This is a genomic window from Nitratidesulfovibrio liaohensis (genome assembly GCF_011682075.1).
GTDB lineage: Bacteria > Desulfobacterota > Desulfovibrionia > Desulfovibrionales > Desulfovibrionaceae > Cupidesulfovibrio > Cupidesulfovibrio liaohensis.
Window position 1 is genome coordinate 1 of the sequence record NZ_VSMK01000486.1, and the last position, 14533, is coordinate 14533.

Annotated in this window: 12 protein-coding genes, 1 tRNA gene and 1 pseudogene; 8 read left to right on the top strand and 6 right to left on the bottom strand. The window is 64.7% G+C overall.

The window, feature by feature from the left end; translation table 11 throughout:
• The 5 genes and pseudogenes from FVW27_RS14605 to FVW27_RS14625 form a co-directional block, all read right to left on the bottom strand.
• A partial coding sequence (locus tag FVW27_RS14605; RefSeq protein WP_167126446.1) for a YeeE/YedE thiosulfate transporter family protein occupies positions 1 to 350 on the bottom strand: 350 nt, incomplete at its 3' end.
• 146 nt (positions 351 to 496) lie between these two features.
• Positions 497 to 1465 (bottom strand): tRNA (adenosine(37)-N6)-dimethylallyltransferase MiaA, encoded by a 969-nt coding sequence (gene miaA, locus FVW27_RS14610; protein ID WP_167126449.1) that lies wholly within the window; start codon positions 1463 to 1465, stop codon positions 497 to 499.
• Between the two features lie 569 nt (positions 1466 to 2034).
• Positions 2035 to 2565 (bottom strand): annotated as a pseudogene (coaD, locus tag FVW27_RS14615) (pantetheine-phosphate adenylyltransferase); the annotation flags it as partial.
• Positions 2541 to 3113: a 16S rRNA (guanine(966)-N(2))-methyltransferase RsmD gene (gene rsmD, locus FVW27_RS14620; RefSeq protein WP_012611327.1), complete on the bottom strand. Its 573-nt coding sequence runs from the start codon at positions 3111 to 3113 to the stop codon at positions 2541 to 2543. The pseudogene coaD and the gene rsmD, both read right to left, overlap by 25 nt.
• Positions 3114 to 3283: 170 nt before the next feature.
• Positions 3284 to 4894 (bottom strand): MBL fold metallo-hydrolase RNA specificity domain-containing protein, encoded by a 1611-nt coding sequence (locus FVW27_RS14625; protein ID WP_167126455.1) that lies wholly within the window; start codon positions 4892 to 4894, stop codon positions 3284 to 3286.
• A gap of 350 nt (positions 4895 to 5244) precedes the next feature.
• On the opposite strand from FVW27_RS14625, the gene FVW27_RS14630 reads away from it, so the two are divergent.
• Complete coding sequence (locus tag FVW27_RS14630; protein ID WP_167126458.1) at positions 5245 to 5901, top strand: LOG family protein; 657 nt, start codon at positions 5245 to 5247, stop codon at positions 5899 to 5901.
• 351 nt (positions 5902 to 6252) lie between these two features.
• A complete protein-coding gene (tadA, locus tag FVW27_RS14635) occupies positions 6253 to 6684 on the top strand; it encodes a tRNA adenosine(34) deaminase TadA (RefSeq protein ID WP_167126479.1) in 432 nt (143 codons plus the stop codon).
• Between the two features lie 155 nt (positions 6685 to 6839).
• Here tadA and FVW27_RS14640 read toward each other — a convergent pair whose 3' ends face one another.
• Positions 6840 to 8423 carry an esterase/lipase family protein gene (locus tag FVW27_RS14640; protein WP_167126461.1) on the bottom strand — a complete coding sequence of 528 codons (1584 nt, stop codon included), beginning with the start codon at positions 8421 to 8423 and terminating at the stop codon, positions 6840 to 6842.
• A 383-nt stretch (positions 8424 to 8806) separates the two neighbouring features.
• Here FVW27_RS14640 and FVW27_RS14645 point away from each other — a divergent pair.
• The 6 genes from FVW27_RS14645 to FVW27_RS14670 form a co-directional block, all read left to right on the top strand.
• Positions 8807 to 8900: transfer RNA gene (locus FVW27_RS14645), tRNA-Ser, on the top strand.
• Between the two features lie 109 nt (positions 8901 to 9009).
• The gene (locus FVW27_RS14650) at positions 9010 to 9480 is read left to right on the top strand and encodes a hypothetical protein (RefSeq protein ID WP_167126464.1); all 471 of its coding nucleotides are present in this window, start codon (positions 9010 to 9012) and stop codon (positions 9478 to 9480) included.
• A gap of 370 nt (positions 9481 to 9850) precedes the next feature.
• On the top strand, positions 9851 to 11251 hold the full coding sequence (locus tag FVW27_RS14655; RefSeq protein ID WP_167126467.1) for a sigma-70 family RNA polymerase sigma factor: 1401 nt from the start codon (positions 9851 to 9853) through the stop codon (positions 11249 to 11251).
• Between the two features lie 136 nt (positions 11252 to 11387).
• Positions 11388 to 13523, top strand: coding sequence for a molybdopterin-containing oxidoreductase family protein (locus FVW27_RS14660; protein WP_167126470.1), 2136 nt, complete (start codon positions 11388 to 11390; stop codon positions 13521 to 13523).
• A gap of 11 nt (positions 13524 to 13534) precedes the next feature.
• A complete protein-coding gene (locus FVW27_RS14665) occupies positions 13535 to 14092 on the top strand; it encodes a 4Fe-4S dicluster domain-containing protein (RefSeq protein WP_167126473.1) in 558 nt (185 codons plus the stop codon).
• A 132-nt stretch (positions 14093 to 14224) separates the two neighbouring features.
• A partial coding sequence (locus FVW27_RS14670; protein ID WP_167126476.1) for an HPP family protein occupies positions 14225 to 14533 on the top strand: 309 nt, incomplete at its 3' end.

A 14533-nucleotide genomic window follows, 5' to 3' on the forward strand; every position in this document is an offset into this window, starting at 1 on the left:
CGCCGCAGCCGCGACGGGCCGAAGCGTTCCGCCCAGCCGGGCGGCACCGCCTGCCAGCGGAAGGTGCCCGAGGCCAGCGACGCCAGCAGCGCCCCCACGAAGATCCCGGCCACGAACATCCACTGCCAGTCCACCTTGGGCGCTTCCTTGACGAAGTAGTCCAGCGCGGCCATGTGCTCCGGCGCAAGCACCCGCTCCATGAAGCCCGCCGAGCGGACGAAGGTGGTGGATGCGCCAAAGTACTTGCCCGTCACCCACACCGAGGCCACCACCAGAAGGCCGCTCAGCGCGCCGCCCACATAGGGGCTCCACGGCTTGCGACCGGAGTTCTCCGTATCTTGTGCGTTCATGACGCCTCCCTGAGGTTTGGCGCATGCTACACCACGGGTGAGTATGTGACAACTGACGTGGTCGCTTTTCAGGGTGCGTGGCTGCCGGGCAGGCAGCGCCCGCAAGGGGGGATGAGGAGGCGGCGATGCAGCCGAAGGGGCGTGCCCTACTCCGCTGCCTCGCCGTGCAGGAAGGCGCCCGCCAGCGCGGCCATGGCGTCGAGGTCGTCGGGTCTGATCCAGTGGATGCGCTTGTCGGCCCGGAACCACGTCAGCTGCCGCTTGGCATAGGCGCGGGTATTGCGCAGCCACAGCAGCCGGGCCTCGGCCCAGGGCAATTCACCAGTGAGGTGGCGGTACAGTTCGGCGCAGCCGATGCCCGACCAGCCGGGGGCGGCGGGGTCGTCGCACACGGTGCGCGCCGCACGGGCTTCGTCCAGCGCGCCTGCTTCCAGCATCATGTCGATGCGACGGTCGAGCCGGGGTGTCAGTTCGTCGAGGCTCATGTCCATGCCGATGCGCATCGCCGCGTAGCGCGGCGGCGGCACGGGCCGGGCGTGCCACCACGACAGGGTGTGCCCGGTGCCCTCGTGCACTTCCAGTGCACGCACTGCGCGCTGCCGGTCATTGGGGTGGATGCGCGCGGCATAGTCCGGGTCGATGGTGGCCAGCCGGGCATGCAGCGCCGGGGCGCCCAGCGCATCGCATTCGCGCTCCAGCCGCACGCCGATGGCCGGATCCACGCGGGGGATGTCGGCAATGCCGTCCAGCAGGGTCTTCAGGTACAGGCCGGTGCCGCCCACCAGCAGGGGCAGCAGCCTGTCACCATGCAGCGCGTCGATGGCCGCCGTGGCCCTGTCGGTCCACACGCCCGCGCTGATCTTTTCCGTGCAGGCCAGAAAGCCGTACAGCAGGTGCGGGCACACCGCGCGCTCCTCGGGCGAGGGCTGGGCCGTGATGATGGGAAAATCGCGGTAGACCTGCCGCGAATCGGCATTGACCACCCCGCCCCCGAAGGTGCGCGCCAGATGCAACGCCGCCGCCGTCTTGCCCGCCCCCGTGGGGCCGACCAGGCAGATCACACGGATGGGGGGCGTACGGATCAATGAATCTGAAGAATTATCGGAGAGGGCCATTACAATGCCACCCCCCGTTTTATAAGCAAACGAGGATTTTTGTTCGCTGGCAAGGAAAACAAGGCTGCCATGAGGGAGTGCCTCAACTGTTGGACGAGTCTGCGAGTCCTACAGGTGAGGACCGCAGCGCGTACTCTTATCGTATTCGACCGAGCCACAGCGGTTGGCGAGTCTTCGAGTCTTACGGATGTGGACAGCAACGCCTTGGCAGCCGAAGTTTGACCGCTCTGCGCTCGATGTCCGCAGGGCTCGCAGGCTCGCCCAACGGCCACGCTACGCGCCCTTCGGGTCGGTCGCCAGCGGACAAAAGGACCGTTTGCTTGAACCCGTCAAAACGTGGGGGCCATGGGCGGCGTCCCCCCGCCATAACCATCGTCGTCGGGGTCGAGGCAGCCGTTGCGCAGCGCGTCGTCACCCTCGGCGCTCAGGCCTGCGCCCATGGAACGCGGCAGAAAGCCCCCGTTGCCGAGGCCCGCGCCAAAGGCCGACCCGGCGGAGCCGACTCCGGCCAATCCGCCCGGACCGCCCGCGCCACCTTTGCCGCCATGCCCCCCCGGCCCACCCAAGCCAAGATCGATGTCGTCGCCCAGCGGGTAGGGATAGCCGTACTTCTCGCGCAGCTTGCGGTAGATGTTCTCCGGCACCAGCCCCTTGATGTCGCCGCCCAGGCTGGCCGCCGCCTTGATGATGGTGGAGCTGATGTACAGCCACTGGTAGTCCGTCATCAGGAACACGGTCTGGATGTGCCGCTTGAGCTTGCGGTTCATCAGGGCCAGCTGGAATTCGTACTCGAAGTCGGACACCGCGCGCAGCCCGCGCAGGATGACGTTGGCCCCGCGCCGCTCCACGTAGTCCACCAGCAGGCCGGTGAACGGCTCCACGGTGATGGAGGGATGCCCGGCAAACACGTCCTCCGCCATGCGCACCCGCTCGTCCAGCGAGAACAGCGGCGTCTTCGGCGTGTCGGCGGCCACGGCCACCACCACGTTGTCGAAAATCTGGCAGCCCCGGCGGATGAGGCTGACGTGCCCGTTGGTCAGCGGATCGAAGGTGCCGGGGTAGATGGCAAGACGCCCTACCCGTTCTCGCGCGTGGTCCATAGCACGATCCTTGTCTGTCCGTAGGTCCGGTCCACGATGGGCACGAGCGCCGCGTTTTCCCGTTCCGGGTCCAGCGGCAGGCGCGCCTCCACCTCCACCGCCACGATGCCCCCGTCCGCCAGCCACCCGTTGCGCACCGCGTTGCGCAGCGTGGGCGACAGCTGGCCCGCGCCGTAGGGCGGGTCTATGAACACCACGTCGAAGGTGGTGCGCGACCGGCGCGCCAGCAGCTTGTTGCAGTCTTCCTGCACCACCTGCCAGCGTTCCTGGGCTATACCCAGCGTCTGGGCGTTCTTGCGGATGAGTTCCGCAGCCTTGGGCGCGGTTTCCACAAACCACGCCTCTGCCGCGCCCCGGCTCAGCGCCTCGAAGGCCAGGCTGCCGCTGCCCGCGAACAGGTCCAGCACGCGCAGGCCGGGCCAGACCACCCCGCGCGATTCCAGCATGGAGAAGAGCGCCTCGCGCACCCTGCTCATGGCGGGTCGGTAGCCCGGCCCTTCGGCCGTCTTCAGCACGCGGCCGCCGTATTCACCTGCGATGATGCGCATATCTCTCCTGAAACATTGTAAACTTAGGCTGAGGTGCTGTTTCAAAATTAGGATTTTTGCCCGTTGGCAAGGAAAACGAGCCTGCCATGAGGGAGCATACTCTTATCGTATTCGACCGAAATGGCAGGCGAAGTTTGACGATGCCAACGGGCAAAAAGACAATTTTGAATCTACACCTGCGACAACAGGCTCAGTATTTCCCGGTTCAGGTCGGCCACCCGGTCGCGGATGTCCACCTGTTCCACCCAGGGGCGCGTTTCCACACCGGACAGGCGCTGGCGCAGCAGGGCCACCTTGGCCTCGGTGTCGCCCAGCAGAAATTCCCAGTCCACGCGCGGGTGGGCGCGGCTTTCGTCGGGCGCGGTCAGCATGGTGCGGCCCGGCTTCAGCGTCACTTCTTCCATGTAGGTGGGCACGTGCACGGTAAGACCGTAGCGCTCGTGCAGCTTTTCCGAAAGGGTGGTCTGGGCCTTTTCTTCGCCGTGCACCAGGAACACTTCCATGTCCTTGTGCTGGAAGGCCCCCACCCAGTCGAGCAGGTGGCTTTGCCCGGCATGGGCCGAAAAGCCGCCGATGGTGAACACCTTGGCGTTCACCGCCACGTCTTCGTTGAACAGGCGAAGGGTCTGGGCGCCGTCCACTATCTTGCGGCCCGGCGTGCCAACGCCCTGATAGCCCACGAACACGATGGACGCCCCCTGCCGCCACAGGTTGTGGCGCAGGTGGTGCTTGATGCGTCCGGCGTTGCACATGCCGCTGGCCGAAATGATCACCGCCGACCCCTTCATGCCGTTGAGCGCCTGCGATTCCTGGCTGCTCAGGGTGTAGCGCAGGTTGGGCAGGGACAGCGGGTCTTCGCCGCGCGCGTAGGCGGCCTTCAGGTTGTCATCGTAGAAGCGCGGGTGCTTGCGGAAGATTTCCGTGGCGCGGATGGCCAGCGGGCTGTCGATGTACACCGGCATGTCGGCGGGCAGCTTGCCCTCCTGCCACAGCATGTGCAGGGTGTACAGCACCTGCTGGGTGCGTTCCACAGCAAAGGCGGGAATGATCACCTTTTCGCCGTGGCCGTGGCTGTAGGCGATGGCTTCCGCCAGTTCGGCGCGGCTGTTCTCGGAATCCTTGTGGTCGCGGTCGCCGTAGGTGGATTCCATGAACAGGTAGTCGGGCCGGGCGGGGTGGTCGGGGTCGTTGACGATAAGCTGGTTGGGCCGCCCCAGGTCGCCGGAAAACACCAGCCGTGTGGGGGTGCCGTTTTCCGTCACCTCTATTTCAAGAAACGCGGAACCCAGAATGTGCCCCGCGTCCTTGTAGGTGACGCGGATGCCCGGCGCGGGCTCGAACGGGGCGTTGTATTCCACGGGGCGCAGCCTGCGCACGGCGTTCTGGGCGTCGGCCATGGTGTACAGGGGCTCCACCGGCTTGCGCCTGCCGAAGCGGCTTTGCTTGCGGGTTTCCCACTCTGCTTCCATTTCCTGGATATGTGCGGAATCCTGCAACATGATGTCCATCAGGTCGCGCGTGGGCGGGGTGCAGTAGATGTCGCCCTTGAAGCCTTCGCGCGTCATGCGCGGCAGAAGGCCGGTGTGGTCGATGTGGGCGTGGGTGACGAGAAAGAAGGCGATGTCGCCAGGGCGGTAAATGTCTGTATTGACGTTGCGCTTTTCGATTTCGGAGTTGCCCTGATGCATGCCGCAATCGACGGCGAAGCGGGTGCCGTTGGCTTCCAGCATGTAGCACGAGCCGGTGACGGTCTGCGCGGCTCCCAGAAACTGTATGTTCATGCCGTTCCTCTGGTTCCGGTGAGTGGTGAAGGCGCGGATGGCGGACCATGCGGAGATGCCGTAAGCGCCAATTGCGTTGGGATGCGTTGGGATGCGTTGGGATGCGTCGGGATGCGTCAGGGTGGACGAGGACGCCCCGGGCGCTCCGGCTGGCATGGCCGTTGCGCGGGGTACGCGGGACGTGCCGGACCCGCGAGGCTGGACGGTACCACGTCGGAAAAATACGCCAGTCCGGGCCAGTCCGCCAGTCCGGGGGACAATCACCCCGCACGCCAGACCCGAGAACGATTTCCGGGCGTTGCACGGGCTGCGCGGAATCCGTATAGTGCGCAAAACTCAAGGAGTGTGCAATGGGTTCTTCCAAGCAGTACGTGATTGACAACCTGTCCATAAAGGAGTCGTGGCGGCTCTTCAAGATAATGGCCGAACTGGTGGATGGCTTCGAAACCCTGAGCGACCTGGACCGTTGCGTGTCCATTTTCGGGTCCGCGCGGGTAAAGCCGGACAGCCCCCTGTACGCGGAGACGGAAACCATTGCCCGCAAACTGGTGGAGGCCGGGTACGGCGTCATCACCGGCGGCGGCCCCGGCCTGATGGAAGCGGGCAACAAGGGCGCCTTCGACGCGGGCGGCACGTCCGTTGGGCTGCACATCCACCTGCCCATGGAACAGGGCGCCAACCAGTTCGTGAAGACGCGCTGCGACTTCCGCTACTTTTTCGTGCGCAAGCTGATGTTCATCAAGTACGCCATGGCCTACGTGGTCATGCCGGGCGGCGTGGGCACGCTGGACGAACTGACCGAGGCCTTCGTGCTGACGCAGACCCACCGCATCAAGCCGTTCCCCATCATCCTGTACAAGAGCGACTACTGGAACGGCCTGCTGGACTGGATTCGCGACAAGATGGTGTCGTACGACTTCATCCGCGAAGAGGAAATGGAACTCTTCACCGTGCTGGACACCCCCGAGCAGGTGGTGGCGTACATCAGGAAGCACGTGATCATCTAGGCTGTGCCGTCACGAGCGCCCTTTTGCCCTCTGCCTGCGTCAGAACCATTTTTTATTTCGGTCGAGTACAAAAAGAGTACACTCCCTACATAAAAAACAGTTCTTCCTTGGCAGAGAACAAAATTCCCGCTCGTGACGACACAGCCCAAAGGCGCGACAAACGGGGCTTGCGGACTTGCGCCGCGCCGAAGACGCAACAGAAACCGGCCCGGCCACCAGACGGCAACCGGGCCGGATATTTTTCGGAGCAATACCGTGACCGACGACGCCTTCATCCTGCCGCCCTACGCCCTGCGCGGACCGGCTGGCCCCGTGCCCCCTGCCCCGCCCGGCTGGACGTGGGATGCGCTGATGGATGCCGCGCTTGCGCAGGCCCGCATGGCCGCAGGGCAAGGAGAAGTGCCCGTGGGCGCGGTGGTGGTGGACCGGCAGGGGCGCATCATCGGCACGGGGCACAACACCCCCGTGGCCACGCACGACCCGTCCGCCCACGCGGAAATGGTGGCCCTGCGCGAGGCCTGCCGCAGTACCGGCAACTACCGGCTGGACGGCGCCGTGCTGGTGGTGACGCTGGAACCCTGCCTGATGTGCGCCGGGGCCATGGTGCATGCCCGCGTGGCGGGCGTGGTGTACGGCGCACCCGATCTGAAGGCCGGTGCGGTCACCTCTTGCCTGGATGCGCTGGACCAGCCCTTCCACAACCACCGGGTGTGGCACATGGGCCACGTGCGCGCGGCGGAGTGCGGGGCGCTGTTGCAGGAGTTTTTCCGGGAGCGGAGGTAGCGGAAAGGGCGGGAACAACCCCGCCCTTTCACTGTGCCCGGCGCACCACCAACGGCACGACAGCTTCCGCACATGCGGCCATCAACGTGGCGCCACGCCTTCGGCGTTCCCGGCTCGTGCCAGGCTCGTATCGGGGCGCGCCCCTGAACAGTTCCCTACACATTCCACTCGGAGATGAAACACCGCAACACCCCGTTGATGCCGGGAGTGTTGTTGTTGCCGAACGGCACGGCGAGAACCAGCACGTCGTTAGGTTGATCCTGCGGAACCACATACTGGCCACTTTGTCCGGTACTCCGCCATGCGTAGTCGACATGCGTGACACCCTTGTCGGCAAGGTTCAGGAACGCTTCCACCACCAAAGTATCCTGGAAAAGCGCACCGCCCTCGTAGTGGTCGTCGAGCCAGAGCCTGTTGTCTATCTCGTATTCCGGCACACGCACGCACAGCGAAAGGCTGTAGGCCAGGGAAGTCGAGTTCGGGTTCACACGCCACTGCATTCCCAGGAACACGCTGGAAAGATAGATGCTCTTCGCTGTCGAATCGGATCCAGCCAGTGCCACGTAGTTGCGGCAGGCAGCCGAGTCTTCCTCGGCCTTGCGCCGGGTAAGGCTCCACAGTTTTCCTCGCGGCGCAATGGATGTTTCGAACAGGTAATTGGCATTTACCGGCTTGTTTCCGGCTGCTTGCGCAACCTTGACGGGCAGACGCACGTCATCCACGTTGGCCCAGACGTCTATACGCACATCCCCGAACAGGAACCGGATAAGGTTCTGGTACGATTCCTCGCTGTTCACTATCCCGAAATAGCCGGAGTGAGAGCGGTAGGCGTAGGCACGCGGAGAGGGAACGGCCTCGTTGCCCCCATCTGCCGGGCGCCAGACCGAGGCATTTTCGATCTTCACAAGGCCGTCGCCGCCGTGCCCGGAGAACGTACGCGAAAGGCCCATGGCCACATCATAGTCGCCCCGGTTGGTGCCGATCATGCAGAAAAAGCGGTCCACGGAAAACTTCCAACCTGCACCGCCCAGATCGGGCAGCCAGTCCACACGCCCGTTCGGGTCGACTGCGGCGTACTGCTCAACGTTCAGATACTTCGCCATGTTCTCGCGGCTGAAGGTATCCATGCCGAACATCGTCAGCCAATCCGGAACGTTGAGCCCACCCATGTCTATGCCATTGTGCGGTGTGGCATAGGTGAACACCTTGTCCACGCAGGCCCGCGCCGTGTCGCTGCCGAACGCGGGGTTTTGCAGAAAAGCCCGACAGACCAGTCCTCCCATGGAATGCGCCACAAGATAACAGCTGAACTTGTCAGCAGACATGTTGTTTGCCGGATTGGCGCAGACGAGGTCTTTGACCCGCAGGATCAGATCACTCAGTCCTTTGGCGAACACGCTGATGTCCGGAGTCTCGCCCTGCCCCAACAAATCCGACGCCTGCTCGTAGTAGCGGTAGACCACTATGGAGCGTTGCGGAAAGGCGCCGGACCATCCTTCATCCATGATGTCCATGCCGTCCTCGAAGACGTCCTTGTACCCGAAATCCGTCATCAGTCGGACAACCGGCGATTCGAAAATGAATTTCCTGGCTTTTTTCGATCTGTCCGTTGCCGCACGATACACTGTTGAACCGATGTTGAAACCGCAGAATGGATCAGCTGTCGTTTCATTGACTTCGGACTTGGTCATTGCATAGCCGCGAACATAAATGATCGGGTACTGGACATCCTTGCACATGGCGTACTCCCTGTGTTGTCACTCCTTTCCGCGAATCGGCAACACATGCCGTGCACCATGCCGACATTCGCCAATCCGACTGCTCGGGGTATCATTTTTTGCTGCTACGGGGCCGGTTGAAACATGTCAACAAATACGTAATTATTTATAACATGGCACCCGGCAACCCATGCGTACCGGTGTTCCACCCAAACCGGACAACGGGCGACCAGTCTGCACCATTACCCCACGGGCACGGCAAGCGGACCAGCGCTGGGCACGTCAGAGACGGCTCCCCACGGGGCAACCGGTCTGTTTCTTCAGGCCAGCACGTGGGGCTTGCATTCCATCCGGAAATTGCCTAAAAGGTCACTCCGCCACGGGCTAGCCCCGGTTGGCAACGCGGAGAGGTAGCGAAGTGGCCGTAACGCGCTCGACTCGAAATCGAGTTATCGGTTAGTAGCCGGTACGTGGGTTCGAATCCCACCCTCTCCGCCATATTTCAAGGGGTTGGACACAGTCCGACCCCTTCTTTCGTTATGATGCCAGCCAGTGGGTGCGAGAACACTTGCGTCCTTCTCCATCAGAAATACCAGCCGGAGCCAGCATGAACGTCTTCCACCTTGCACCGCACGACCTTCTTGAAGAAGGGGCCATTCCCACCACCTCCAAGGGCATGGACAAAGAGGACGAGCACGCCCTGTGCGCCTTCGTGGAGGTGCGGCGAGAAGCGGACTACAGCCTGTACGTCCAGTGCTTCACTGACAGGCCGGGCACGCGCGGCGTCATTCCCGCCACGTGCAAGAGCGGCAGTGCCGCGTGGACGGCGGGTGACAGCCGCTACCTCACCAACCGTGTCTGGATCTTCACCGACGCCATGCGCGCCAACGCCATGAGCAGTGCTGGCGCGGGCCTGGGTGACGGCGCACAACAGGCCGACGCCCCCAAGCCCGATGCCGTGTCCGCCAAGGGCATTCAGGCCATCGCCAAGGAATGCGCGGAAGCCCTGAAAAAGGCGCGCCGTCTGGCCGACTACCACGGCTTTGGCGAAGACATGGAAGACGAGGAACTGGACTGATCTGAGGTAGTCTCGGCTTGATCTGACAGCCCCCCGCCACGCAAACCTGCCTTTCCCTGCGGGGCCGACCGAACCCGGTTGGCCCCGCTTCGTTTCAACCTCGTGTCCTTCTCGTCCCCCGGCATCATCCCGTCCCGCATCCCTCGCGTTTTCACCTTCCCAGCCGCACCCTGCCCATCACACGCCCCACCATCCCGCCCTACTTTCACCCCTCGCACGCCCTTCCTCTACTCCACCACCCCCGCAAACAACCCCACCCGCCGCAAACCCCGCCATCCCCGCCGTTTTCTAACGGAATTGACGCCACACACCTTCACATCCATGCTCGCGCCCTGCCCCAGAACCGCGCCTGACCAGGAGGATATGCCCCATGGGCATGCCGTTCTCCCTGGCTTCCATCGTGTGCATGGCCCGCCGGGGCGATGCCGATGCCTGGCGGGCGCTGGTGGCCCGGCTGACGCCCTGGGCGCTGGGTCTTGCCCGGCGCAAGCTGCCCCGCACGTCCGATGCCGAAGACGCGGTGCAGGACGCCTTTCTCACCTGCTTCCGCAAGCTCGACTCCCTGCGCTCGCCGGACGCCTTCCCCTCGTGGTTCGCGGCCATCCTCACCACCCACTGCCACCGCATCACGGCCAGCCGCCCGACGGCCATCTCGCTGGAAGTGCTGGACGACAACGCCCTGCTTCCCTCCACAGGGCGCACGCCGGAAGACGAAGTGGGCACCGCGCAACTGCTGGCCGCGTGCGATGCCGCCCTTGCCGCCCTGCCCCCGCACCTGCTCGACGTGAACCGCCTGCACATCCGCCACGGGCTTCCCATCCCGCAGGTGGCCGCCGCCTGCGGCCTGCCCGAAGGCACGGTAAAGAAACGCCTGTTCACCGCCCGCCCGCTGCTGCAACAGCAACTTGCCCGCTTCCGGGGCGACCTGCTGTTCCGCGTGGGCTACCTGCCCATCTCCGACCACCTGCTGGCCATGTGCGCCGACCACCTGCTGCGCGGTCGGGGTCTGCCCCTGCTTTCGCGCCGCTACCTTTCGTGGGCAGCCCTTGCGGACGACCTGACCCACGGACGACTGGACGCCGCCTTCATCATGGCGCCGCTGGCCCTCAGCCTGCGCGGCGCGGGCGCGCCCCTGCGCTACATCATGGATGGCCACCATGAGGGCAGCGCGCTGTCCCTGTCGCGGCTGGCGGGACGACGCAGGGTCATGGGTCTGCCGGGGGCGTTTTCCACCCACCGGGTACTGCTGGCCCATATGGGGCAGGAATGCTCCGGCGTCTCGAACCTGCCCACGCTGGTCGTCAATCCTTCGTCGGTCATCACCTCCATGCAGCACAACGAGATCGGCGCGTTCTTCTGTGCGGAACCATGGAGCACCAAATGCCTGCACGAGGGCGTGGGACACACCGTGCTGCGCTCGGCAGACATCCTGCCCCGCCACCTGTGCTGCATCCTTGTCGTGCGCCAGCCCTTTGCGGACAGGCACGGTCAGGTGGTGGCGGACTACGTGCGGGCGCTGTTGACCGCACGCGACAGGGTGCGCCGCGATCCGGCCTTCGGGGCTGCCGTGCAGTCCGCCCTTACCGGCATTGACGCAGGGGTGGCGCGGCAGGTGCTGGAACGCGGCGCCATAACCTTCGACGACCTGGAACCGGATGCCCCGCGCATGACCGCCTTTGCCCGGCTGGCCGTTGACGCGGGCGTGCTGGCGGAACCCGCGGCCCTGCCGGGTTTTGCCTGCCCAGACTTTCTGCCCGCGCCCGCCCCCTGAAAAAAAGACACGCGTTGCATTCTTTTCATGCCTGTTTCGGGAACCTTTTTCGCTCCCGCCTGCTCTGTCTTGATGAAGACCCCGGCATGCGCAATGGCCCGGCTGGCCATTCACACCCAGAACGGAGGCAGGCAACATGAGCGAAAGCAAATGGATTCCCACGGTTTGCTATCAGTGCAAGGCGGAATGCGCCATTCTTGCCCGCGTGGAGGACGGCGTGGTCAGGGAGGTGAAGGGCAATCCGCGCGCACGCGGCAAGATGTGCGTCAAGGGCATGGCGGGCATCACCACGCTGTACTCGCAGGAACGCCTGAAGCACCCCATGAAGCGCGTGGGAGAACGCGGCGAGGGCAAGTTCGTGCGCATCGGCTGGGACGAGGCCATGAACATCATGGAAACCAAGCTGCGCGAACTGCGCAAGCGCGGCGAGGGGCACAAGTTCACCTATTCCATGTTCCCGCATTCCACGTCCGACCCCAAGTGGCGCTTCGTCAATGCCATGGGCGGGTTCATCACCACCGGGCTGCCGCATTGCGATTCGGCCAAGATCATGGCCCACCTGCACACCTTCGGCTGCTTTCCCAACCACCACATCGCGCCCATGTATTACACGGTGCCCAAGGGCGGCGTCATGATCCTGTCCGGCCGCCATCCCTTCGGCTGCCTGGACGACGCCTGCGTGCCGCGCGACATCCTGGACGCCAAGGAACGCGGCGCAAAGCTCGTGGTCATCGACCCCATCTTCCGGACGGAGGCAGGCAAGGCCGACTGGTGGATACCCATCAAGCCGGGCGGCGACGCTGCCCTGTTCCTGGGCATGTGCAACCACCTGCTGACCAAGGGGCTGCACGACAAGGCCTTTTGCGACAAGTGGGTGCGCCCCGGCGACATGGACGGGCTGATGGCCTTCATCAAGGACAAGACTCCGGCGGCCATTAGCAGGATATGCGACGTGCCCGCGCGCGACATCGTGAAGCTGGCGGAAATGTGCGCCGCCGCGCCCAGCGTGTGCGTGGATGCCTTCAAGTCCATCATGTACGGCAACGCCATGGACTGGGGCCACGCGTGGTCCATCTTCCTGGTCATCACCGGCAACCTCGACAACCCCGGCGGCCAGCCCATGCCGGAAATAGCCCCCATGGCCCCGGTGGCCCCGGTGCCGCCCCCGCCCAACCTGAAGGAACTGGGCTACCACCGCACCGGCCCCAACCGCAGCCGCTTCGACCACTACACCTTCTTCCTGCAACCCACGTGGTACGCCGCGCAGGCGGTGCGTGAAGGTACCCTGAAGGTCTTCTTCGCCTCCGAATGCAACCCCGCCCTGTCGGAAATGGGGTCCGGCGAATGGCGCGAGGCCATGACCCTGAAGGGCCGCAACGGCAACTACGCCCTCGAACTGTTCGTGCTTACCGAGATCATGCCCTCGGAAACCATGAAGTGGGCAGACCTTGTCCTGCCAGACCAGACCAACTTCGAGCGGTGGGAACTGCTGTACATGCCGTGGTGGTACAACTTCGGCCACACGGCGGCGGTATGCCAGCCCGTGGTGAAGCCCGTTGGCGAATCGCGCCATGCCAACAGGGTGATGATCGACCTCGGCAAGCGCATGTTCCCAGAATACTTCGCCTTCAAGGACGACGTGGAATACTACGACATCGAGCTTTCCGGCATCGGCATGTCCATGCGCAAGATGCTGGACGGCGGCGCCATCTGGTCGCCGGGCACGGTGGGCTTCCGCAAGTACGAGGACGCCGGGCGCTTCAACACCCCCAGCGGCAGGATAGAACTGGAATGGAAGATGTACGGCGACATCGGCCAGCAGTGGCCCAGCCCGGAACTGCCCCTGGAATTCCGGCGTGATGCGGACAAGTACCCGTTCATCCTCGTCAACTTCCGCACCATCTTCCTCAACAACACCGGAGCCTGGTCGCAGAACAACGCCCAGTTGCGCGACCCGGTTTCCGGCATCGACGCCAACCCCGTGCTGCTCAACCCCGTTGATGCCGCCCGGCTGGGCATTGCCGACGGCGACATGGTCACCGTGGCCTCGGCCACCGGTTCCGTGCGCCTGCCCGCCGCGCTTACAGAGCGCATCAAGCCGGGCTGCGCCGGGCTCATCCACGGCTTCGGCCAGACCATGGGCAAGGTGGCGTCGCGCGGCGCGTGGGCGGGCGACAACGAACTCATCGCCGATGCGGGCTCGCACCTGGACGAGCAGGACCTGCGCGGTGGCGAGGCCCACGTTTCCACCCGGGTGAAGATCACCAAGTAAAGGAGCCAGCCATGAAACAACTGAGCATCATGGTCGACCTCGACCGCTGCATCGGCTGCAAGACGTGCATCGTGGCCTGCCGCAACCACCACGGGCTGGTGAACCATGAAACCGCCATGCCGGAAGGCATGAGCCACTACCTGCGCGTGGAAGGCGAGCTGACCGGCACCTTTCCGAAGCTTGCCGAAGACCACTGGGTGGTCATGTGCCAGCAGTGCAAGAAGCCCCCGTGCATCAAGGCATGCGCCGCCGGGGCCATCAGCAAGGACGCGCAGACCGGCATCGTGCGCATCGACCGCGAAAAGTGCACCGGGGCGGGCACGTGCATCGAAAAGTGTCCTTACGGCGTCATCCAGTTCAACGCGGAAGGGCGCTTCGCCCACAAGTGCGAACTCTGCTACGACCGCGTCGTGCACGGGCAGGAGCCGGTCTGCGTGGAGGTCTGCCTGGCGGATGCGTTGCGCTTTGGCGAGCGCGAACTGCTGCTCATGCAGGCCGAGGCGGCAGGCAAGAAGCTGCTGAAGAAGCGCAGTGCCCAGTCCATCCTGTACGTGAAGCGCGCAGACTGAACCGCCGGGAACCGGCACGCCCGCATGGCGTGAACACAGACCACGCCAGGGGCACACCAGCGGCATGCCCCCGTCACGCAGGGGCATGCCAACGTCACCGGTCGGGCCGGTTCCCGCGCCACGGAGCACGCCATGGTGCAGCTACGGTTGAACTCGCCGTGCAAACGCGAATTCGAGCGCGACGTCTATCGACCGGGGGTCATCTCGCTGACCCGCCTGACCTGGGGCTCGCTGGGGGGCGGGGTGGCGCTGGCCGCCATCGCCCTGCTGTCCACGGCCAGCGGCGTGGCGGTGCTCTACCCGCCGCTGGCGGCCACCTGCTTCATCAATGCGGCCTGCGTGTATCTGCGGGTGGCCAGGCCGCGCCCGGTCATCGCCGGGCATCTGGTGTCCAGCCTGGCCGGGCTGCTGGCCATGTCTGCCAATGGGGCGCTGCACGGC

Coding starts and splice junctions, on each gene's coding strand:
- rsmD (WP_012611327.1), bottom strand. CDS start 3,113: ATGCGCATCATCGCAGGTGAATACGGCGGCCGCGTGCTGAAGACGGCC.
- FVW27_RS14660 (WP_167126470.1), top strand. CDS start 11,388: ATGAGCGAAAGCAAATGGATTCCCACGGTTTGCTATCAGTGCAAGGCG.
- FVW27_RS14640 (WP_167126461.1), bottom strand. CDS start 8,423: ATGTGCAAGGATGTCCAGTACCCGATCATTTATGTTCGCGGCTATGCA.
- miaA (WP_167126449.1), bottom strand. CDS start 1,465: ATGGCCCTCTCCGATAATTCTTCAGATTCATTGATCCGTACGCCCCCC.
- FVW27_RS14665 (WP_167126473.1), top strand. CDS start 13,535: ATGAAACAACTGAGCATCATGGTCGACCTCGACCGCTGCATCGGCTGC.
- tadA (WP_167126479.1), top strand. CDS start 6,253: ATGGATGCCGCGCTTGCGCAGGCCCGCATGGCCGCAGGGCAAGGAGAA.
- FVW27_RS14625 (WP_167126455.1), bottom strand. CDS start 4,894: ATGAACATACAGTTTCTGGGAGCCGCGCAGACCGTCACCGGCTCGTGC.
- FVW27_RS14655 (WP_167126467.1), top strand. CDS start 9,851: ATGGGCATGCCGTTCTCCCTGGCTTCCATCGTGTGCATGGCCCGCCGG.
- FVW27_RS14650 (WP_167126464.1), top strand. CDS start 9,010: ATGAACGTCTTCCACCTTGCACCGCACGACCTTCTTGAAGAAGGGGCC.
- FVW27_RS14630 (WP_167126458.1), top strand. CDS start 5,245: ATGGGTTCTTCCAAGCAGTACGTGATTGACAACCTGTCCATAAAGGAG.